18 protein-coding genes and 2 pseudogenes are annotated in these 22,142 nt (G+C 41.5%); 6 read left to right on the top strand and 14 right to left on the bottom strand.

The annotated features are described in order from the left end of the window. Positions 1 to 116: 116 nt before the first annotated feature. The 5 genes and pseudogenes from HC643_RS25650 to HC643_RS25630 all read right to left on the bottom strand — a co-directional run bounded on the left by HC643_RS25650 (position 117) and on the right by HC643_RS25630 (position 3,200). Positions 117 to 1,214: a zinc-binding alcohol dehydrogenase family protein gene (locus tag HC643_RS25650; protein ID WP_237265944.1), complete on the bottom strand. Its 1,098-nt coding sequence runs from the start codon at positions 1,212 to 1,214 to the stop codon at positions 117 to 119. 18 nt (positions 1,215 to 1,232) lie between these two features. Next, positions 1,233 to 1,736 (bottom strand): DUF305 domain-containing protein, encoded by a 504-nt coding sequence (locus HC643_RS25645; protein ID WP_336604382.1) that lies wholly within the window; start codon positions 1,734 to 1,736, stop codon positions 1,233 to 1,235. 411 nt (positions 1,737 to 2,147) lie between these two features. Next, complete coding sequence (locus HC643_RS25640; protein ID WP_038078045.1) at positions 2,148 to 2,411, bottom strand: GMC oxidoreductase; 264 nt, start codon at positions 2,409 to 2,411, stop codon at positions 2,148 to 2,150. Next, a pseudogene (locus HC643_RS25635) lies at positions 2,386 to 2,697 on the bottom strand (GMC family oxidoreductase N-terminal domain-containing protein); the annotation flags it as partial. The gene HC643_RS25640 and the pseudogene HC643_RS25635, both read right to left, overlap by 26 nt. Positions 2,698 to 2,750: 53 nt before the next feature. Then, on the bottom strand, positions 2,751 to 3,200 hold the full coding sequence (locus tag HC643_RS25630; protein ID WP_038078046.1) for a cupin domain-containing protein: 450 nt from the start codon (positions 3,198 to 3,200) through the stop codon (positions 2,751 to 2,753). Positions 3,201 to 3,361: 161 nt separating this feature from the next. Between HC643_RS25630 and HC643_RS40900 the strand changes: the two genes are divergently transcribed. Beyond that, positions 3,362 to 3,544, top strand: a complete 183-nt coding sequence (locus HC643_RS40900; RefSeq protein ID WP_202048654.1) for a hypothetical protein — start codon at positions 3,362 to 3,364, stop codon at positions 3,542 to 3,544. A gap of 590 nt (positions 3,545 to 4,134) precedes the next feature. Here the strand turns inward: HC643_RS40900 and HC643_RS25615 are convergent. After that, positions 4,135 to 10,197 (bottom strand): AAA family ATPase, encoded by a 6,063-nt coding sequence (locus HC643_RS25615; protein WP_038078050.1) that lies wholly within the window; start codon positions 10,195 to 10,197, stop codon positions 4,135 to 4,137. Positions 10,198 to 10,393: 196 nt separating this feature from the next. Here HC643_RS25615 and HC643_RS25610 point away from each other — a divergent pair. Beyond that, positions 10,394 to 10,699, top strand: a pseudogene (locus HC643_RS25610) (helix-turn-helix domain-containing protein); the annotation flags it as partial. Here the strand turns inward: HC643_RS25610 and HC643_RS42645 are convergent. Continuing rightward, positions 10,597 to 11,130, bottom strand: coding sequence for an ankyrin repeat domain-containing protein (locus tag HC643_RS42645; protein ID WP_038078053.1), 534 nt, complete (start codon positions 11,128 to 11,130; stop codon positions 10,597 to 10,599). The pseudogene HC643_RS25610 and the gene HC643_RS42645 sit on opposite strands and share 103 nt — an antisense overlap. Positions 11,131 to 11,260: 130 nt before the next feature. Between HC643_RS42645 and HC643_RS25600 the strand changes: the two genes are divergently transcribed. Next, positions 11,261 to 12,172, top strand: a complete 912-nt coding sequence (locus HC643_RS25600; RefSeq protein ID WP_038078056.1) for an SDR family oxidoreductase — start codon at positions 11,261 to 11,263, stop codon at positions 12,170 to 12,172. Between the two features lies 1 nt (position 12,173). Here the strand turns inward: HC643_RS25600 and HC643_RS25595 are convergent, their stop codons facing one another. The 6 genes from HC643_RS25595 to HC643_RS42640 form a co-directional block, all read right to left on the bottom strand. Continuing rightward, a complete protein-coding gene (locus HC643_RS25595; RefSeq protein WP_038078058.1) occupies positions 12,174 to 12,656 on the bottom strand; it encodes a PIN domain-containing protein in 483 nt (160 codons plus the stop codon). After that, on the bottom strand, positions 12,653 to 12,898 hold the full coding sequence (locus tag HC643_RS25590; RefSeq protein WP_038078060.1) for a UPF0175 family protein: 246 nt from the start codon (positions 12,896 to 12,898) through the stop codon (positions 12,653 to 12,655). The genes HC643_RS25595 and HC643_RS25590 overlap by 4 nt, the downstream gene beginning before the upstream one ends. A 117-nt stretch (positions 12,899 to 13,015) precedes the next feature. Next, positions 13,016 to 14,158: a hypothetical protein gene (locus HC643_RS25585; protein WP_038078065.1), complete on the bottom strand. Its 1,143-nt coding sequence runs from the start codon at positions 14,156 to 14,158 to the stop codon at positions 13,016 to 13,018. A gap of 262 nt (positions 14,159 to 14,420) precedes the next feature. After that, positions 14,421 to 17,834 carry a molecular chaperone gene (locus tag HC643_RS25580; protein WP_038078068.1) on the bottom strand — a complete coding sequence of 1,138 codons (3,414 nt, stop codon included), beginning with the start codon at positions 17,832 to 17,834 and terminating at the stop codon, positions 14,421 to 14,423. A gap of 231 nt (positions 17,835 to 18,065) precedes the next feature. Beyond that, the gene (locus HC643_RS25575; RefSeq protein ID WP_038078070.1) at positions 18,066 to 18,254 is read right to left on the bottom strand and encodes a DUF6887 family protein; all 189 of its coding nucleotides are present in this window, start codon (positions 18,252 to 18,254) and stop codon (positions 18,066 to 18,068) included. Continuing rightward, a complete protein-coding gene (locus HC643_RS42640; RefSeq protein WP_419723338.1) occupies positions 18,251 to 18,349 on the bottom strand; it encodes a DUF6888 family protein in 99 nt (32 codons plus the stop codon). Before HC643_RS42640 ends, HC643_RS25575 begins: the two co-directional genes overlap by 4 nt. A gap of 454 nt (positions 18,350 to 18,803) precedes the next feature. Here HC643_RS42640 and HC643_RS25570 point away from each other — a divergent pair, with 454 nt between their 5' ends. The 3 genes from HC643_RS25570 to HC643_RS25560 all read left to right on the top strand — a co-directional run bounded on the left by HC643_RS25570 (position 18,804) and on the right by HC643_RS25560 (position 21,662). Further along, positions 18,804 to 19,526: an ankyrin repeat domain-containing protein gene (locus HC643_RS25570; RefSeq protein WP_237265943.1), complete on the top strand. Its 723-nt coding sequence runs from the start codon at positions 18,804 to 18,806 to the stop codon at positions 19,524 to 19,526. Beyond that, positions 19,523 to 20,440 carry a transposase family protein gene (locus HC643_RS25565; protein WP_038093450.1) on the top strand — a complete coding sequence of 306 codons (918 nt, stop codon included), beginning with the start codon at positions 19,523 to 19,525 and terminating at the stop codon, positions 20,438 to 20,440. Before HC643_RS25570 ends, HC643_RS25565 begins: the two co-directional genes overlap by 4 nt. A 136-nt stretch (positions 20,441 to 20,576) precedes the next feature. Beyond that, complete coding sequence (locus HC643_RS25560; protein WP_082051915.1) at positions 20,577 to 21,662, top strand: ankyrin repeat domain-containing protein; 1,086 nt, start codon at positions 20,577 to 20,579, stop codon at positions 21,660 to 21,662. Between the two features lie 242 nt (positions 21,663 to 21,904). Here HC643_RS25560 and HC643_RS40895 read toward each other — a convergent pair whose 3' ends face one another. Further along, entirely contained in the window at positions 21,905 to 22,129 is a 225-nt protein-coding gene (locus tag HC643_RS40895) for a hypothetical protein (RefSeq protein WP_082051916.1), read from the bottom strand. Between the last annotated feature and the right edge of the window lie 13 nt (positions 22,130 to 22,142).

The following is a 22,142-nucleotide window of genomic DNA, read 5'->3' as shown; positions in this document are numbered from 1 at the left end:
TTGTATCAAACACGATTTGATTGGCATGAGTCTAATTGATGGCAGTAAAAGCGCAGTTTCTTCTTCACTAGTTAACTCTAAACTTGGTAAAATTGAGTTTGAAAAAGTTATCCACGCTATTGGGCAAATCCGGACAAAACCAATTTGCCAATCGTTCGCCCAGATTCCAGTTGAGTATGGGCTTTGGCGAGATTCTCTGGGTTTAAAGCTCCCAAATGCTCGGTCATTGTACTTTGAATTACTTGTTGATCTATTAATGTAGAAACTTTATTCAATATTTCATGTTGAGCTTGTATGTCATCAGTTTCATACATAGAGCGCGTAAACATAAACTCCCATGCAAACGTTACACTTTTGTTCTTGAGTAAATTCATGTCGAGGGGATGTTCTGTTTCCACGATCGAGCAGATTTTCCCTTGCGGTTTAATCGTCTCTGCCATATTTACCAAATGTTGCTCTGTGTCATTCAAACAGAGAATATAATCTACTTCCTGAATACCAATCTTCTTAAGTTCTGTCTTGAATGGTTGATGGTGGTTGATGGTGTAATCCGCTCCCATGTTGAGACACCACTCAAATGTTTCAGGTCGGGATGCTGTTGCAATGACCGTTAGTCCAGCAACCTGTTTTGCCAATTGGATGGCGATTGATCCGACACCACCTGCACCACCAATAATCAGAATGTGTTTATCACGTTTACTGGCTGACGTTTGTGGGGCGATCGCCATTCGCTCAAACAACGCTTCCCAAGCTGTAATGGTAGTCAATGGTAGTGCCGCCGCTTGTTCAAACGAAAGGTAAGCAGGTTTTCTACCGACAATTCGTTCATCGACAGCATGAAGCTCACTGTTACTTCCAGGACGGGTAATACTGCCTGCGTAATATACCTCGTCTCCCGGCTTGAACAAGCTGACTTGTAACCCGACCTGTTCTACCACTCCAGCCGCATCCCATCCTAAAATTCGGGGTGTAGATTGTTTGTCTTGAATAGATGAACGAACTTTGTAATCGACTGGGTTGACTGATATTGCCTGTACGCGCACTAGCAAATCTTTTGCCCCAATGGTGGGTTGTTCAATCGTAATTTCAGCAAAGCATTCTGGTGTATGGTTAGGACGAGTGTAATCAACTGCAATTGCTTTCATGGTTTTTGTCAGATATCTGTGAAAATCAATTTTCTCTGCCCCCTTAACGGCTGTAGACCGCCGTCTCATCTCTGTACCTTTGCTAAATTATTGTCCATACCATGCTTTTCTCCACTGCTGCATGTGAGAAATTTCTTGCTGCTGGCTATTGATAATATCTTGAGCCAGCTTTTTGGTTTCAGGGCGATCGCTCTTCTCCAAAGCTTCTTTCGCCATCGTCAGTGCGCTTTGATGATGAGGCAGCATGGCGTTGAGGAAGCGCAAATCAAACCGATCATCTGCGGCTCCCAAATTGCCATTCATCATCATGCTAGAACGCATAGAATCCGTCATAGGCATGTCCATTTTCATCTGAGCGTCATACATCACAGGTTTTGCACTAGCAGTCGGATACCAAGCTGTCCGCCATGCTTTCATCTGAGCAATTTCTTTTTCCTGAGCATTGATGATAGCTTGAGCTAGCTGCTTGATTTCTGGTCGCTGTGACTTCTGTAAAGCCTCTTGCGCCATTGTCACCGCTCCTTGATGATGGGGAGTCATGCCATCAATGAACCGCAAATCGAAATTTGCATCTTTGGGCCCCAGGTTCATATTCATAGAACCCCGATCCATATTGCCTATTGGGCTTTGTACCACATCTTGCGAGGGTGAGGCAGATTGATAGCCGACAGATGAGGTCCTAAGGGCATTTGAACAAGCGGCGAGAATTAAGTTGCCAGTAAAAGCGAGCGCAAGCAAAGGAGTTGCTAATTTCATAAAATTCAGTTACATCCTGTTCAGAAGGCAGAAGTACGAGGGCAGAGGGCAGAAGGACCCCTGCCTCAAGACAGGGGATTGAAACAAGGACGCCGTTTTTCCTCGTGCTACGCATCTTGGAAAAACATCTTTTTTTTAGTGGGCGCTACTCCCACAACGCGCATTTTTATTTCAGAGGACAGGAGACAGAATCCCTTCAGCATAGCTGCCTCCAGCAAGGCTGCCTTTCTTTGTAAGAAGAGTTTGTTAGATGCGACTGGCTTTAATTAAAGCAGCTGCTTTCTCACCAATCATGATGGTAGGCGCATTCGTATTTCCTGTCGCGATCGTTGGCACGATCGATGCATCAACAACCCTTAACCCCTCAACTCCATGCACTCGTAATTCCGGGTCTACTACCGCCATTGAGTCTGTACCCATTTTGCAAGTGCCGACCGGATGATACACTGTACTGCAATTATCCCGGATGTAAGCTTCAATCTGGATTCCCCAATGAATGCCAATGGTCATAGTCGTGATGATTCCCTCGGACATACATCATGAAATTAATTGAACTGCTACCCCCTAGAACTTTGCCACGGGGACAAAACATTTTGCGATTGTTGAGATAGGGTTCTGGTTCAGAAAAGTATGCCCAGTCCACCTCGGAGCCAAGTAAACTCATGACTTCTGACGGAATGAAAATCTCCGGCTTTGTATCGGGGTTGCCCGCTTCGAGAAGTAATACGGTTGTGTTACTGTTTTCTGTTAGACGATTAGCAACGACGCAGCCAGCCGAACCTGCACCAATCACAATCTAGTCATAATGAGCCATGCTAATTCTCCTTTACGTTGTCTGCAATGAATTAGCTATGCTTCTTTAACAGCGAAGGGTAAGGCTCCGGGGGAACCCAGAATTTCGTCACCAAGCTCGGCGGAAATTTTCAAAAGTAACTCCATATCTGGGGTTTCCGTTTCATTTTGCGTACCTACTGCTTCAATCAACCGAGCAGGACCGCTTGGTGCATTGATCACTAAATTGCGAGCTGGTTTAGTGCCGAAGACAGCAACCATATGAGGTGTGCCAATTGGAATTAGGAGATTTTCACCCGCACTCAGCACGACCTTTTTATCACCCGCCCAGACCGTGACTTCTCCTTCTAACACGTACATTTGTTGAGAATAGCGCGTGTGGAGATGGGGAGGTGTTTGTGAGCCAGGAAGGATATATTCTTCAACCAGGTCGTACTGACCTGCGGTAGTTGCAGCATCTGCAAGAATACGCATGCAAGAACCGAATAACCAGAAAGATTGTGTCATTAGATTGTTCCTTTTTTAATAAGTTTTAGAATCAACAACGAGTCGCTGGCACCAGCGCGGGGTCTCTACTTCCCTTCGTAGAAATAGTCCGGCTCGATCTTGTCTTTAAAATCGCGCCGATCGGGTCTAAAAACAGATTAACAGTCTCCATAATTTGTTAAATGTATAGAGGTGAAGTTCAAATCTGTGCCATCTCGCTATCGACAAATAGCGAGATATCGTTTACAAAGTTACCGCCATCTGATGCAAGAAAGATAACAGCTTTGGCAATGTTATCAGGCGTTACCACGGGAACAAAACATTTGGCGATCGTTATTTACTTAATTTGTGGCTTTGAAAAATAGCTGCGATAATCTGCTCCTGGTTCCAGCGATTGATATAACGTATTCCATTCACAAACAAACCTGGTGCCGCTTCTACTCCCCTTTGATTACTAACTGAGCTAAAAACTAGTTTTTGGAAAGGTCTAAGTCATTCAGAAGAAAATTAGAAGGCGACTAGAAAGGCAGTAATGTGGTTTTGGAATCTCAATCTAAACATATTACATACAGCACTTTTGAGGTATGTGAGGTACAACAATTGCAGAGTCGCTTTTAAACGTCGGAATTTGAATTAGGTACTGTACCTCATTAACTCCGAATCTGCTGTAATTAGTGGTTGTATATAGCTAATATATGCAATTGACTCTGATTTGTCGTCCGCTAAAAGTTCAAACTTTTGCTCAATTGAGCGATTGATAAATAAGTCGATTTCAAGATGGATGGTTGGCTCTAACTAAAGTTGGAATTTGGAGTCCAACTTTAGTAAAACTTACTTACAAATTGATAATCCCTTGTTTAACAGCAATAATCACAGCTTGAGTGCGATCGTTTACTCCCTATTTACTTAAAATTCGATTTACGTTGCGTTTGTAACCAGTGCATTCTTGATATTTTCACTCTCGATTTACAATGACAACAATTTCTGTTCCTTGTCCAGGTTGGCTCACAATCCTCAGTTGCGCTCCAATATTTTCTGCACGCTCGCTCATTCCCAGCAATCCAAATCCGCCAACTCTTGGAATACTACCAACCCCGAAGCCCCGTCCATTGTCTTTAACGCGCAAGATACATTGTGTATTTTCATATACTAACTCAACCCGAACTTCGCAAGCATGAGCGTATTTTACGGCATTGGTTAATGCTTCCTGTCCAATCCGTAGTAAATTATTCTCAACCTCGGCAGGCATTGGATAGGCTGTGCCTTTAATTTCGTAAATAAGAGATGTATCGGCAACAGCTCTCATCTGAGCCACCAGACGATATAAGGCGCTATGCAAGTTGCCATATTCCAAGAGATGGGGGCGGAGTGCTGCTACAGAACGACGTGCTTCGGCAAGCCCAGTTTGTGCCAGATCCTCCACCATTTCAAGATGTGCCTGTGTCGCTTCCAAATCATCTGTTAGCACTTGTGTCGCTGCTCCAACATTCAGTAGAATGCCAGTAAAAGCTTGTGCTAGAGTGTCGTGGATTTCTCGCGCCATACGGTTGCGTTCTTCCAGAATTGACGTGGCTTCGGCAAGTTTGCGTTCACGCAGTGCTGCGTTGTGCAGTTCGCTAATATCAAGAATCACACCCAACATTCGCACAGGTTGTCCGGCTGAGTTATAAATGCCTCGGCCTCTGCTAATCAACCAGTGAATACTACCATCTGGGTGGATGACTCGATATTCTACTTCACAATCGGTATGGGTTGCTAGAGATGCTTCAACAACTTGCTCAACCCGATGAATGTCTTCTGGATGAACGCGATCGCGCCATGCTTGAGTTCTACTCTCAACTTCACCTGGTACTAACCCCAGCAATCGAGCGTGGTTATCGTTCCAATCTGTTGTATTTTCAATGATATTCCAGCTCCAACTGCCAATGTGGGTGAAGTCCATTGTCAGCCTGTATTGCTCTTCACTATGTCGCAAAGCAATTTCCACTCGTTGGCGCTCTTCAATCTCCTGAGAAAGAAGCAAAGTTCGTTCAATTACTTGTTGCTCTAAGGTGCGGTTGTAATCAGCTACCAATTGCTCTGTTTGTTTGCGCTCTGTGATATCTTGAAAGGCTACGATCGCATAAATCACATTGCCCTGTTCGTCAAAAACTGGTGTTCCCCACACTTCAATTGGAATCGTTTTGCCGTTTTGCTGAATCTCCATATCGTCAATTCTGCTGCGTTCGCCATGCAAACCTAAGACTGCTGGCAGTTTTTCAGTGGGATAAGGTCGATCGGTTCCCGCCAGATAAATTTGATACGTTTGGGCGAGTTGATCGGCTGTCACAGAACACACAACCCCTTTGCCTGTTAGCTGAGTTGCCCGTTGGTTGACGAAGTAAGGGCGACCTGCTGTATCCACGACGGCAACACCCACTGGAATTGCTTCTAGAAATTGAGCCATCTGGCTTTGGCTAGTGCGTAGCTGTGAGTAGAGTTTGGCATTTTCGATCGCAATGGCTGCCTGTGTGGAGAGTAGATGCAAAATTTGCGATCGCTCTGGTGTAAATGCTCCAACCGCTAATTTATTTTCTAGATACAACACGCCCACTAGCTTACCTTGATTCAGCAGAGGCAAACATAAGATTGATGGAATTTGATTGTCTTGAATATATGATTCATGAATAAAATTACCTTCACGGGTAGCATCATTTAAAATGACACATTCATGAGTGCGAATAACATAATTAATAATTGATTCAGGTAGATGATTTGCAGTTGGGATAGATTGCAGTAATTGTGTAGCATAAACATTCTCACCCTCTATGAGTTCACCAGAGGCTTCAATCACCCATTTTCCTGAGTTTTCTAAAATTAGAAAACCTGTTTGTGCGCCAGCATTTTCGATTAATATCTTCATTAAGCAACAAAGCAATCGATCGAGTTCAATTTCACTTGAAATTGCTTGAGATGCTTTGATCGCCGTTACTAAATCGAAAGCGACAGGTGAGGTGTTAGAAGTGCTTCTAGAAGTTGTGTCGATTGGCGTGTAAGCCCCACCAGACAATTGAGGAAATAGTTGCGGATAACGATTTTCTAAATCTTCCACCTTCGCCGTCGCTCCCCAGCGTTGGTAGCAGTAATGAGCTTCTTTCATGTAGGTTTGTCCAAACTTTTCCCGACCACGAGACAGGTAAAATTTCGCAGCTAACTCGTATGCTAATGCTTCTTCTTGCAGATACTCGTTGTCTCTTGCACCAACAATTGCTTGTTCGTAGAACTCTTCTGCCTCAAGTAACTGGCCCAAAACTCGTGCCATCTCCGCTTGCACCAATTGATATTTATGCAAATAATTCATTGGTGCATAATATGCCAATTGCTGCATTTTCTTCTGGCTAATTACAACTATTTCCAGGATTTCCTCCTGCACTTGAGCGCTGCTATCGAGATAAGTTGCAAGTCTTGCCAGAGAATCATAGAGATAGTACAAAGGCTCAAGGGTTGTGCCTGTTAATCGGATCAAGTAACTTCCCGCTAGGACTGCGTTTTCAACGGCTTGAGCATATTCATAAAATAGGTAGCATAGAAAAAGTTTGTTGAAATATACAGCAAATATACTGCTTCCATCATTTGCTGCTTCATATTGTGACAGTTCATTTTCCTCGTTGTAGGATGTGCCAATGAGACGAGTTAGATTGACTGAGTATCCCATCAAGTTGATGATAGCTTGTCGAAAGATTCGATTCCAGGTGTGTGCTGTTTCTTGCTTGATTTGATGGATTGCTTTACCATAGATTGCCATATCACGTTCAACCTCTACAAGTTCTTTTCCATTGGCATAGGATTGAAAACAGTAAGTATAAGCGCAATAAGCGGCAAACTCTAAATCTCCAGTTTCCAGCCCACTTTGATAGCCTTCTAGTAATGGCTTCAATAGGACTCTTGCATGTTCTTTCCAGTGGATAATGAAGTTATTTACAATGTTTAAAGTCCTAGATTTAAGCCCATGAGAATTTGACTGTGACAACATCCCTAAAGCAAGCTTTCCAAACTGGTAGCCAGACTCTATGTCTTTGACTATTGCACAAAGAATTAATCCAAAGTTGGCATACGCAAAAGGAGATACCAACGCATTACCGTACTGGACGGACAATTTGACCTGTTGAGACACCAGTAAAGGCATCAAATTAGGGGCAGCAATATAGGCAGAAATCGCTATCTTTGATAGAATTCGCATCGCTGCTAACTGGCTCGGCTCTGTCATCTGGGGCAAATGGATCAAGTCCTCGATCGGTTTCTCACTCAAAATAGATGCAATCGCGTCTAGTTCAAGCTGAATATCTCCCTGACTGGGTGTTTCGGGAAAATCGATCCCCAGTTGCTGCAAAACTGACAGTGCAGTATTGATTGCTTTTAATAGCTGGCTCTGTGCAATGTCGGTCTGAATTTTGACTTCGTAAACTTTCACGCTGTCAAGAATAGTTTTTGCTTCTTTTATAACGATCGCTACCCAGTCTTCTACTCGCTCAAATTCGCCACATAAGTACGCGACTTCTGTTGTTTCTAGATATAACTCTAAAGTTAGGTCATAGTTGGTTTGCCAACTAGAAGCTGCCAGCCATAATCTTCCTGAGTCCAGATATTTTGCAGCTACATCGTAGGCGATCGCCCCCTTTGCTTTGTAAGCTGCCATTAAATTTAACTTGGCAATTTCATCTCGTTCTACTCGATCGGTGACAAGCTCAATTCCATAATTCAGATGATCGACAATTTCAAACAATTTGTCTGTTAGCCGCTCTGGTAAGGTTTTTTCTAGGAGATTATGACCGATTTGTAAGCGCACAAGCTGTTGTTGCGAGCCATCAATTAAGGCATAGGCGGCTTGCTGCACGCGATCGTGCAAAAACTTATAATCTTGAACTAGCAAGTTCTCGTCTAATTCTAAGAGGGGCTGAATTAGTCCTACTTGTATGGCTGCTAGTAAATCTTGGAAAACCACTTTAGGACTTTTTTCACAAACAATCGATAACGTCTCCAAATCAAATTCAGCCCCAACACAAGCGGCTAACCGGAGAATTTGCTGTGTCACCTCTGGAAGTTTCTTCAGCTTGAGGAGCATCAACTCCACAACATTATCAGTGATATTTTGAGCTTGAATCTGAGCAATATCCCATTGCCAACTTAAGTGTTGTGTATCAAAAGTCAATAAATTTTCGCTATACAGCATTCTCAAAAATTCATTGATAAAGAAAGGATTACCCTCAGTTTTACGTAGTACCAACTCAGCTAAGGAACGAACAGTTTCAGCATCCTGATATAATGTTTCAGCAATCAACTGGCTTAATGCCTCTAGCGTTAAGGGTGCTAAGATAATTTCTTTAAGCACTGCTCCTTGTTTTCGCAGTCTCTCTAACATTAATACTAGTGGATGCGTTGCATTGACTTCATTATCTCGATAGGCTCCAATCAAAAATAAATATTGGGTTTGCTCATCAAGCAGCATCAACTCAATTAACTTCAGGGTTGCTGAGTCTATCCACTGCAAATCATCTAAGAAGATCGCAAGTGGATGTTCCTTGGTACAAAACACCCGCACAAACTGCCCAAAGACTCGGTTAAAGCGGTTTCGAGCTTCAGTTGCTCCAACGGACGGTACAGGTGGTTGTTTACCAATAATTAGCTCAACTTCTGGGATCGCATCTATGATGATTTGTCCGTTACTTCCCAATGCTGTCAACAGGTACGATCGCCATTGTTGCACTTGTTTCTCTGGTTCACCCAGTATTTGCTGCACCAATTTTCGCAGAGCATCGGCGATCGCGCTGTAAGGTATATTGCGCTGGAATTGATCGAATTTCCCAGAGATAAAATAGCCACGTTTTTGGGTAATCGGTTTATAAATTTCCTGCACTAATGCTGATTTACCAATTCCGGCGTAGCCAGAGACAAGCATCATTTCAACTGAGAATTTTGAATTGCCCGTTGCTTCCCTTTCTGAAATCGTTTCTAAATTGTTTGGTAAAGAAGAAATGCGATTGTTTTCTGGACACGCTACACGATTGTCCTCCGGACATGCTACGCGAACAAAAGCCGCCAGTAATATTGCAACTTCCTTGTTCCGCCCATACAGTTTTTGGGGAATTTGAAACTGACCCGAAACATTTTGACGCGCCAGATGAAGGCTAAAAATTTGACCGATTTCTTCTAATTGTTGAACACAGATATCTAAATCTGCTTTTATTCCCCAGGCACTCTGATAGCGATCTTCTGCATTTTTCGCCATCAGTTTCAAAATAATATCTGACACTGGTTTGGGAATATTTGTATTTATTTCATGAGGTGAAGGGGGTCGTTTGGCAATATGACAATGGACTAGTTCTAGCATATCCATTGTTTGAAACGGCAGATGTCCGGTTAGCAGTTCGTAGAACGTCACACCAAGGGAGTATAAATCGGTGCGGTAATCGAGCAAACGGTTCATTCGCCCTGTTTGCTCTGGAGAAAGGTAGGCGAGTGTCCCTTCTATAACATAGTGGCTATTGAAAGTCGGATTCGTGCAGTTAAATTGGGTGGCAATCCCAAAATCAATAATTTTGACAACGCCAGTATCCAGATTTAGGACTATGTTTCCAGGGTTGATATCTTTATGAATGACATTGGCAGCATGGATTTTGCCTAAAATATCGGTGAGGGCGATCGCCAGACCAAGAAAAGTTGATAAAGGCATCGGGCAGAAAATATCTGGGCGCTTGTGCATCCATTGCTCTAATGACTCTCCCCCAAAATCTTCTAAAATCATCACCAGAGTGCGTTGATAGTTTTGCTGGCTGTATGCCTTGATAACTCCTTCCAAGTTGAGGGAACTGGTAATTCTATATTCCTGTCTGTAGCGGATTAGTTCTTGAGGTGAGGGATAATCCTGCTTGAGCATTTTTACGACGATCGCTACTCCATCGTCTTTCATGCCTCGATACACTAGAGAATTAGAGCTTTCGTATATCTTGTCTTGGATGGCGATACCAGGTAGAGCAATCATAAAGCTTCTCTGGTGAATATGATCTGGCTTACCTCAAACTATACACTAATTTTCATAACAATACCTTAGCCAAAATCAGAGGGTGCCAAGACGAGCAACGGCTTCAACAGCCCAGTTAACAGTTAAGGACTCTTGCAAAAGTGTTTTGTAGTATAGTTAAGGGCTTTGCAATTTGTAATTGGGACTTTGAGGAGCCGTGAAAATAGAGAAAGCCAAGCAGCTTACTGCAAAAAAATTTAAGCGCATGACTGGTGTAAGCCGTAAAACCTTTGATTCTATGGTTGATGTAGTTAAAGCTGATGAAAAAAAGAAAAAGAAATCTGGTCGTCGTCCTAAATTAATTATTGAAGACCAAGTTTTAATGGTAATTCAATATTGGAGAGAATACCGTACTTATTATCATATTGGATTAGATTGGGGACTTTCAGAATCCGCAGTATGTCGAACAGTATATAAAATTGAAAACATTTTAATTAGTTCAAAAAAGTTTAGCTTACCAGGTCTGGTTAAGTTTATATCGCCTCTAATTGCAGCAAAATGTGGACTTTTTTTGGCTCCAATTGCTGTTAAAATTTCAATCATTTCTTCATTGTTATATATTGCAGCTTCAATCAATGGATTCCATCCGCTTTCCTCATATAATCCTTCGTTGATATCTGCCCCATTCTCAATCAGTATGAGAGCGATATCTCTGTATCCATACTTTGCAGCAACGCAAAGTGGAGCCATACTTTTATGTTTTTTGACATCAGCACTAATGCCCCATTTAAGTAAGATTTTCACTATATTCAATTGACCAAATGATACTACATGATGCAAGAGGGTATAGGGGTCGTTCCAAATTCTTGAAACTAAGCAGACAAAGCCAAAACCTAAAGATAAAAGGATAAACGGGTTTTTCAAGTCATCACTGATATCAGACAATATAGTCATATGTAAAAATTCCTAATAAAATTATTTTTAAATGAATATTATTTACACTTAGGCTAGACTATTTACTATCAAGGAGCAACTGTTAGCTTAAAAAACAGCTATCTCTCAAAGACTATTACTGGAGGGCAGAATGCAACCTTTAAAAGGTAAGATAGCAGTTGTGACGGGAGCAACTCGTGGAGCGGGACGTGGAATAGCTTGCATGCTGGGTGAAGCGGGAGCAACAGTCTACTGCACGGGACGCAGCGTTCGGGGCAAACCCGCAACTGGCAATCGTCCTGAAACAATTGAAGAAACAGCAGAGATGGTTAACGCTTGGGGTGGTGTGGGTATCCCCGTACAAGTCGATCATACCGTTGAGGAGCAAGTAAAATCTTTATTCGAGCAGATTAAGAGCGAGCAAGGACAACTCGATATTCTCGTAAATGACATTTGGGGTGGAGACACTTTGATGGAGTGGGGTAAACCTTTTTGGGAGCAGTCGCTATCAAACGGGCTACTCATGCAACAACGGGGCATCCACACGCATATCATCACCAGCCATTATGCTATCCCGTTGATGGTTGAGCGAAAACAAGGATTGATTGTTGAAGTCACTGATGGCGATAGTTTGGGGTATCGCGGTAACTTCTTCTACGACTTGGCAAAGGTTTCCATTATTCGCCTTGCTTACGCAATGTCAAAAGAACTGCTCCCTTACAACATTACATCTGTTGCTGTGACTCCGGGCTTTCTGCGTTCGGAAGCCATGCTAGAGCATTTTGGTGTCACCGAAGCAAATTGGCAAGAAGGAGCGAAAAAAGATCCTCATTTCATTGCGTCTGAAACTCCGTTTTTCATTGGTCGTGCGATCGCAGCACTTGCAGCCGATCCGGAGGTTAAGCAGTACTCAGGAAAGGTTCTGAGTTCGTGGAACCTGTCAACAAAGTATGGCTTTACAGATATTGATGGTAGAAAGCCTCATTGGGGAAATTACTTCGACCGGAACGTTGAAAATAGTGCATCCTATCTGGATAGTTTTCCGTTCGGGGTAAATTTTTAAGTTATTCCCCAGCTAATTTAAGAGCTTCTGCGTACAATTGTTCTCGAATCCAGAAGCCATTAGCAATCAAATCGTCTAATAATGGCTGCATCAACGAAATTAATCCTTGTTGTTTTGCTGCTAGCAATATCCCCAATATTCCAGTTACTTGAAGACCCAACCTAATTGCTTCATTTCTACCTCTTCGTTCATCTATAATTAATCTATCAGCATTTAATTCAACAGCAAGGGTAATAGCTTCAGCTTCGCCGATATCTAAATTATTTTGCAAAGTTTGAAGCAAAGTAATATTAGCGACAGAACGAATCTCAATCCAGTTGACAGTTTGAATCGCCAAAACAGCGGGATCTGTCTCTCCTGAATTGAGAAATTCCTGATAAACGGCTGTAGGAACAATTACACTACCATAAAGTTGTTGCAGTAATTCTAATTGACCGATAGCAGCCAAATTACTAATAGGTGATGTATCGCTAACTACAATCATTTCCAATTATTTGCTTCCAGACTTTTTGCATCCTCCTTGAGTTCGGCAACATCGTAATGGAGAGGAATTTGACGACTTGCAAGTAAGTGTTGAAACTGGAGTTGATTCATTTTTGCAAAACGACTTGCTTGACCTAAAGTAAATTTTTCCTTTTGAAAAAGCATGACTGCAATTTCAGTCAATAACTCAGGCTCAGACATTTGGGTTGCTTGCAATACTTCATCTGGAATGATGATACTCATGGCTTTTAGGATTAATTAAGAATTCTAAATACTAGGATAGGCGATTGGGATAGGGCTTTGATTTAATAAGTGCATAAAAGAGCACACTGTAAAACGTGCGACGATCGCGCAAACTCATCAAGATGACCGGAAAAGTACTCGTCCTGGAAGCAGCTCGTCATCAATCTTGGCGTAAACTCGCAAACACGCAGAGACTTCCCCCGGTACACCGCCGATATCTAGTTGCAAATCGTCTTTTGACCAATTGAAAACATCAGCGTAAATTCCCCATAACGGGCGAATTTGTACCTGGTGTCCGGCTTGGCGTGCTTTTGCGACTACTAAGTCAAGAGTGCGCCGTGTTTCTTGTTGCAGTTTCCCCCACCAAGAAAAGCGATCGCTACAGGGTAAGTAAACTAACGAGTGGATTGCTTCATCTAAATCCAGTCTCGCACGCAATGCCACAGCCGAGTCGCTATTGTCTGCGGTTGCTTGGACGCGGCGAAAACGATCGATCAACGCAGTGACGTACTTAGATTTTTCTGATTCCAAGCTCAAAGACCGAATCCCAAATCTATCTACACTTTTCAGCGCGTGATGTACAAGCGGATCGCTTTCAATAAATTGGAGACAAATAGAAACAACTCCTGCAAGAAAATCTAGTTCTCCTCCACTCCTTTCCACCATCAGTCTTGAGTCAAAATCAACTCGATCTGAAAACCACAATCCAGAAGCTTTAACTTTTCCACCCAAACCGGGATAAATACATTCATGGCGAGTAAAGGGTAAAGATAAGTAGAGTTCCTTGTCCTCCACAGCCCCTACTTGAGCTAGTGCTTTTACGAGATACTCTCGCCAAGTATGAGCTAATTTTTCAGGAACTCGCAGTAGCAGACGTTGTATCTCGTTCCATAAATCGGCATCACTTGTGCTGTAAAATTCATACTGACCGATATAATTGCTTAATTCTCGGTCAACCAACAAAGCTTCACAAATTTGTCTGAGTTTCAACTCACCTGCAACTGGTTCCAACACATCTTCCCAAGAAGCATCATCTTGTTCGGATGCGATCGTTTTTTCGTGAGTTGATTGCGGTGTATTGACAGATTGCAAAAGAACATCCAATTCCCTCAGCAATTCCTCACACGCCATGTTTCCCGGATCGGTCTGCACCATTTTTAATGCTTCCTGTAATTGAGTTCGCAGTCCGTGCAATCCCAACCGCAGTACCCAAGCTAAATTTGAGTTTTCAATTTCCAATAACTTGCTGAGGTGCTGCATAATTCCTCCGATGTGTCCTCATTGGTTCGTAGTAGCGCTGTCTTCCCATGCATAACTGCTACGAGCGGAGGACTATGCCTCCATTAAGTTTACCAGAGGCTCTGCCTCTGAGAAGGTAGTCCCAGGTAGAACCTGGGCTCGAGCCAATCTAAAATCAATTATGAATTATGAATTATGAATTATGAATCTACAATCAATCAATCCAAAATCAATCAATCTAGAATTCAAAATCTAAAATCAATCAATCCAGAATTCAAAATGTTTAGTGTTCTCCAGAAAAGGGATCGCGTTCTGCTTTCACATCATTGGGTTGGGGTTGGAGGGTGTCTCGAAAAACATATCCTTCTTGTTTAAGACAATTCGGATCTGATGAAGTTAGGTAAGGAACTTCAAATGCATGCACTCTCAGAATTCCTTTCTCATTTAAAGAAACGTAATATCGACAGGGATATTCTGTTTTCACTTCTGGTTCCGGTAACTGACCGATGAGTTCCCATTTATTTGATTGTGGGTTGTGAAATTGAAAGTAAAAAGTGTGTTTTCCACTAGCAGGAAATGCAGGTAATTCTGTAATTAATCCTTTTCCTTGGGGCTGTACATCTCCGTCATCATAGCGAAAAACTCTTAAATCGTTGCTGTAGTCTTTCTGAGCCTGAAAGATAACGGTGTGAGCATCTGTTTTTAAAGCATTTGCCGATTCTGCAACGTTAACGGCGATATCACAGATAACTTGACCATCATCAGAAATGACTGTTGGTGTTGAAATCGCTTTTGCTGCATCCAAGCAAGGAAGATTAATCGGAATTAAGTAGTGTGGATTACTCTGACAAAGTAGTAAATCGATATCAAGCTTTTGATTGATTTCAAACTGAATTTTGATGAGGTTTTTAAAATCTTCCTCACTCATGTCTAGTTTTCTTCTCAACGCCTCACCGTTGTAGCTTCCCCAAAGTTGAGGCTTGATATTCTCAAAATCTTGACGAATGATATTATTTGTTAATTGCATCCCTTGCCAGGTACTGCGAAATCTTGCAAGCGAGTCATTCACTTGGAGTTGATAAAGTTCTTGACCTGCTTGGAAAATAGGATCTAAATTTCCTCCAATGACTTCTCGTTTAAAGGAGCAAGGGAGGAAATAAAATAAATTTTTAACATCTATATAAAGCTGGTTTGCGCCTCTACGCAGCAATTCTTTTGAATCTTTAGGAGAGAAACCCAGTTGTCTAATTTTTTCAGCAAAACAAGCCCCTGCAGAAGTCGCCAATTTTGTATATTCTGGTTCAAAGGTAACTCGCTCGTCATTCCAAACAAAATAATCTGACTTGCTAAAAACTTGATAGAGTTCTCGACTGACCAATTCAAGATTGCAGGTTTTTCCTGATAAAATAAACCAATCAACTTGCTCTTTGTTGTTTTGGGAATTTTGAGACTCAGGTACCTTGCTTCCAAACGCATTCTCAATTAAACCTTGAGCAATACCGATCGCTTCTCGAATGACAGGAGAGACGGCTCTTTCAAATTGCTTGACTGTCAGGGTTACACTGAGGGTATCGATCGCCTCACTTGGTAATTGAATATCATTTTGCTGCAGCATCTCAAAGATTTTTTGCCCGTTGACAACAAACACTGGTTCGGGAGCATCTTTCTGTCGCTTTTGACCGAGTATAATTTTTGCATTCTCTGCTTGTTCCCAGAGAGTGTAAAAAGTTTGAGCGCGGGATGACGCATATTTCCAACGAGTTGGAATTACTTTTTCTGCTGCATTTAATGCATCTTTATAAGCATCACCTTCTCGAATTTCTTTATCCACATAAGCTAACAAACTACCGGGTAAGTATTTACCATTATCGAGGAAGTAATCGCTTAACTCTTCTGGTTGTACTTTTAAAACATCCTTGTCTAGCCGTTCTCGGACAACAGCCGTTAGCAAACAGTCTGCGATCGCTGCTTTCAACAACAAAAACAATCGCAAAGTAATCAACTCACCACCCAATTGCAAATGACCGGAAGAACCCAGTAATTTAGGAGTCAGTTTGTAATATCTCCCACCATCACCCCGATCTTCTCCTGGCTCAAAGGGATTAATTTCTTCCAACGTCAGGCGAATCAATGCCAGATCCGTCGTTCCGCCACCAATATCTAAAACCAGGACATTTTGCCACCATTTATCCCCATTGTAACGGCAACGGGTTTTAAATGACTCAATCCCCACATTCAGATCGCCACCAAATTCCCGCCAGAGAAAAAAGAGGGCGACCGATATAGCTTCATCGTAAGCCATTTGCACATCTTCAATATCCAATTGTCTCACCAAATTTTCAATTTCACGACGAACAAACGGTGAGGCAATCGTTGGATAAGTTACGACAGCGCGATAGAATTTTCCTTCAGAACATCTACCGGGATAGCGTTGGCGGTACTTCTCAGTTAACTCTATCAGTTGAGCATAAGCAGCTTGAAGGAGTTTGTTGACTTCAATGCTTTCAGAGTTGCCATTCAGTGTAATTTGAAAAGAACGTTCTTGTCCAAAGTAACGTTTGGGAGAATGCAAAAACCTACCTTCAATATCCTCTCCATTCCTAATCGCATCGAGTCGGTGCTGCTTGGCTTGTTCGCCCAAAACCACTTTAACTTTTGCCCGATCGTTTTTTGGTAGAGATGGTTCCAAATGAGAAACTTCCAACTCACTAGAAATTTCATTCAGACGGCGATCTTTATCTAATTCTACTGGTATTAAACTTTGCCATTCTAACGGAGGTACGCGGAAAACTTCATGATAGATTTGATTCAACCGTTTGCTTGCTGCACGGCGAAACCAACCCAGACGTTTGCTCAAACAAATTTCAATTTGTCTGATAGTTTCCAACAAATCAATATTGTTTACACCCCGAAAAAGTCGATCTCCCAAATTGTGACGAGTCACAGAATTGATTTCTTTCAAATCTTTACTCAGTTCGGTCAAAAACTTTTGCCATTCTTGTTCCCATGCATCCCGACTAATACCCGGTATATTATCTACAGGGCGGTGGTTCAGCCATGACGCCATGCGTTCCCGCAACCTTGCTTCTTGCTCGCTGGGAAAGCTATCTGGAGTCACAATCACCTTAGGATCGTACAGCGTAATTGTAGAATTAGACGTACCAAAATCTATGGCAAACCAACCTGGATAGGAAATTTCTGGCTTTTGCATTTCTGGTATTGGTTCTGATTTAAAAAAAGGTCCTGGAGGTGGTGGTGTGATGAGTGCAGATGAAACTTTAGTTTCTGTTTCTTCAACTGGTGCGCTAGTCCATATATTACATTCAGACACGGCAATTTGTGTGGCAAACAGTTTTGGGTTACCAACTTCATCAGAATCGAAATATTCCACAGTGACCAAGAGAATGCAGTTGACACGCATTGATAAAGGTCTATCCCACCTGCAATCTATTTGCTTTAATCGTTGTGGAGTTGTCAGTTTTAAAAGTTTACTTGTACTGAAATTGACACTTTTATAAGCTGATTGTATCTGTAGTGCTAAATCTTCTGGTGTTCCAGTGACAGAGATATCAATTCTGGAAATGTGGGGTAAGTTGAAGTTATCAGTTGGTTTAATTTCAATAACGGGTAGCAGTAAAAGATCGTCGTCTTTTAAGCGTAGTTGGTAACGATTTAATAGTTCGATTTTGACTGGCATTTTGTGATTTTAGATTTTAGAATTTTGGATGAGAATTGAGTGAGTATTACACCGCCGTATCTAATTTTTAATGAGTCGCGATCGCCCTCTCTCTAAGCTCTGAATCTCCTATGCGGTTGAAATTCATTTATTGAACCGCTAAGACACAGAGTACGCAGCGGTAAGAGGAGAGAGCTATTGATTTCCTGAAGTTTTTTTGTACCATACCAAGCTTTTAGTTGGCATTGTACCCTACAACGGCTGACCAACTCGCCGTTGCAATTCAGCTTCGGCTTCTTCTACTGACATGGGTTTTGGATCGGGTTGAGCAGCACGTTTGCTATCAATATACGTGTAAAAAGCTTCATTATCTTCGGAATGTTGTTTAACGTAGTTTAGCAAGTCGTTATCAGATATAGCATTGTAATTCAGTTTAGTCATTGAACAGTTACCTTTGCGTTGGGATAAATTTCTATTTGTATTGTGTCCGCAACAAGTATAACAATGCGATTGTTCCTTCCATCCAGTCTAACCAAGTTAATCCACTGAATTGGACTTTGGACAAAAAAGATGTGTTCGCGAAAATTTTTTACGAACAACGTGATTAATCTTGCTTATATTTTTTAGCTTCGTCTATCAAATCAGCTGACCCTTGAAGTAAAGTATTTATAGCTCGTTGCAGTCCTTCAATCTTGGCTCTCATAGCGACTTGCTCAACTGCCATCAGGTAAGCTTGACTACCCAATTCCCAAGATGTTTATATTTAGTTAACTTCTATAAGGTTTTTGTGGGGAAGATGGCGGCGGTTGCTTGTAACTTATATTACCAGTAAGCTCCGCTTTTCCCTTTAGCTAAGTAGCGGCACCTTGGTCAATTCCCTTATCAGGAGAAAGGGTGTTAGTTCATCATGAGGCACTAAAAAATTGTGTAATCTGCATAATTTTTTTGAGTCAAGCCTAACTTGATAACAGGAGTTAACTCGGAAAAATTATGCAAATTCATATTTATGCACGGGAAGGAGATATCGCCAAAGTCGCGTATGAGATAGCTAATGGCGTTGATATTGATTGTTTAGAAGAGTTTTCCCAGCAAACACCATTAATGTACGCCCTTAGCAGTTCTAGCGCTCTTAGCGATATGATTCGCTTTCTGTTGCAACATGGCGCGAATGTGAATGCTGTTGAACCAGAATATCAACATACTGTCCTTGGGTTGGCTGTGCAGTCAGGGAATGTAGAGAAAATCCAATTGGTTCTGGATGCTGGAGCAGATATTAACTATCGCAGGCCAGGAGAATATGATGTCTTAATTGATGCTATGTATGGTCGAGATATTTTACAGGATGAAAATTTCATAGAGATTTTAAATTTACTTATCTCTAGAGGTGCGGCTGTGAATGGGATGAGTAGCTATGGTGAGACTGCAATTAAAGTAGCGGCTCATATTGGGAGATTTGATGCTGTCCAATTACTATTGAATGCGGGTGCTAACCCAGAGCAACTGGGATGGACTCAATTAATGCACGCTATAGTTTTTGGGAGTTTAGAGCAAATCCAGTTATTACTGGAACAAGGCGCAGACCAAAATACGCGTGATTGTTGGAATAGAACGCCTTGGTTATTGAGTATTCAGGTGGGTGAACTAGACATCTCCAAAATAGTTATATTCTGTGATATAAGAACATTAGAGAGCTTTTCTGACACAGAAATATGAGCAATATACTGAACCATATTGAAGAGAATCCTAAAGAAACAAAGCGGTTAATTGGTCTAGAGTACGAACAGTTACAACAATTAATTCAAAATGCCGAAAGATTACACCACGAAAAACAAGAGTTATTAGAATCTACAAAAGTGAGAATTATTGCTAGTGGTGGAGGTCGTAAACCCAAACTATCCATGAAAGAAGAAATAATTTTAACCTTGGTCTATCTCAGGCATCTGACAACCTTTCAACTTTTGGGCATCCAGTTTGGAGTGAGTGAGTCTACAGCAAATGATACATTTAATTATTGGTTGCCAATACTTAGGGAATTGTTGCCATCCAGTTTAATTGAACAAGTAAAAAAAAACGAATCTGATTTGATGGTAGTTCAAGAAATTCTCACAGATTACGAATTAATTGTAGACAGCTATGAACAAGTGAGGGAAAGACCTAAAGACAATAAGGAGCAAGAAAAATATTACTCTGGCAAGGCAAGTAAACATACATTTAAAAGTCAGATGATTATTTTGCCAGATGCAAGGGATATCGTTGATGTTGTAGCTGGCGAACCTGGACCGAAAAGTGATATAACTTTGTTTCGAGAAAATCGTGATAACTTTGACCAAAAACAAAAATTTAAGGGAGATTTAGGATATCAAGGAGAAGATTTAATTGACACACCTATTAAAACACCGAGAAATGGAAAGTTAACTATTTCTCAGAAAAAAGAAAACCAGGAGTTTTCCTCCAAAAGAATATTTGTTGAACACAGAATTCGTTCGGTAAAAATATTCCGAGTTGTCCAAGAAAGATTTCGGTTAAATCCTAAAAAGTATGAGCAAGTAATTTTGACAATTTGTGGACTAGTAAGATTCCGAATTGGGGCCCTCGTATTACCAACAGAAATATATGCGATCGCCTGATTTAAAAATGAATGCACCTAACTACGTTTTTTGGTTTGATTATTAACAACAAATATCTCAAAACCTTATTCTATCGTATAAACTAGCTGGCTTGCGAAACTGGAGATCGCACCCTATAAGTTAGTCATAGAGATACTTGGGCAGTTTTTGGAGATGTCTACTAGCTAAAGTTAAATTACTCCTAGCGGCGGGAGCAAATTACAACGATCGCGGAAACTGCGGACAAACGCCATTAATGTATGCGATAGGAAATAATAGGGTTGAAGTCCTACAATGGCTAATTGCAGGGGGATGTGATGTTGAAGCTACTGATGATTTTGGCAACACTGCGTTAATGTTGGCCGCAGAGCGTGGTGCAATTGATTGCGTCAGAATTTTATTAGAGGCTGGTGCAAATGCTGGCAGATCTGATAATTACGATAACAAAGCCATTAAGATGGCGACTAATCTGGAAATTGTGAGAATGCTCGTTGCAGCTGGTGAAGATTTGAGTGATATTAACGATGATATGCGGCGATTGCTTACTGGAATTAACCGCAGCACATTCTCACTCTCAAAATTATCACCAGAGCAGTATTTTGCTGACAAACATCCGCGTTTTGGCCGAACTAATCCAGAGTTGATGGAAATCCCTTTTTGGCAAGCGATGATTAAAGAAGGTTGTTCTGCTTATACAGCCAAACAGCTTTTTGACGATACAGAAAATTGGCAAGACTTAGCATGGTGCTATCAGCGATTTGGCAGAACCATTACACAATTACCAGACGGTAGAATTATCGAAATTGCCGGTGAACATGAAGACTACTATGACCCAGATTTTTGTATCTACAACGATGTTGTAGTTTACCAAGGTGATGGTAATTTCCAGATTTTTGGTTATCCAGAAGATGTGTTCCCGCCAACTGATTTTCATTCGGCAACATTAGTTGGAGAATACATCTATATTATTGGTAATTTAGGATATGTAGATGCAAGAATATATTATGAAACTCCGGTTTATCGGTTACATTGCCACACATTGAAAATCGAAAAAATCGAGACTACTGGAGATAAAGCAGGATGGATCAGCCGTCATCAAGCTTACTATAAAGAACCAAACCAAATTTATATTACTGGTGGGAAATTATGGCTTATGAATGATGAAACATCAGAATATATAGATAACTCTGTTGATTACGTCTTAGATTTAATCAAATTAACTTGGAGTCGTGCCACAGTTTAAATATAATTTTGTAGTTATCCTCAACTATGTATGAGGAATCAGAACCCTTACTTCTTTAATAAGTAGCAGGAAATAATTTCAAATTTCATCCAGCACTTTAAGCATTTTTGCAGTGCAAACTAACCTTAACCTGTCACGAATGGTATCATAGAAACGCTGATTCTATTGGGAGCATCCCAATTTGGAAAAAAGACCTGGCAATTGGAAATCGCGGCTATACAAGCTAAATCCACCTGCGCGGACTAATACGAAGTCCACGTAGGCGGGTTTCCCGCCGTAGGCGACTGGCGAACCCGGAGGGCGAACCCGAAGGGAGTTTGTTTGTATAGCCCCAGAATTCCATTCTGAGGGCAAATTGCCAAAACGGGATGCTCCCGATCGCGTGGAGTTTTTAGCCCTATGGTGAACAATCGGTTAATTTCATCAGGTGTTAAGATTTTGGTCTGGTCATGTCGGTCGATTTTCATAAGGTAATCTTAC

Source organism: Tolypothrix bouteillei VB521301 (assembly GCF_000760695.4).
GTDB lineage: Bacteria > Cyanobacteriota > Cyanobacteriia > Cyanobacteriales > Nostocaceae > Scytonema > Scytonema bouteillei_A.
This window is presented reverse-complemented; position numbering and strand designations above follow the sequence as displayed.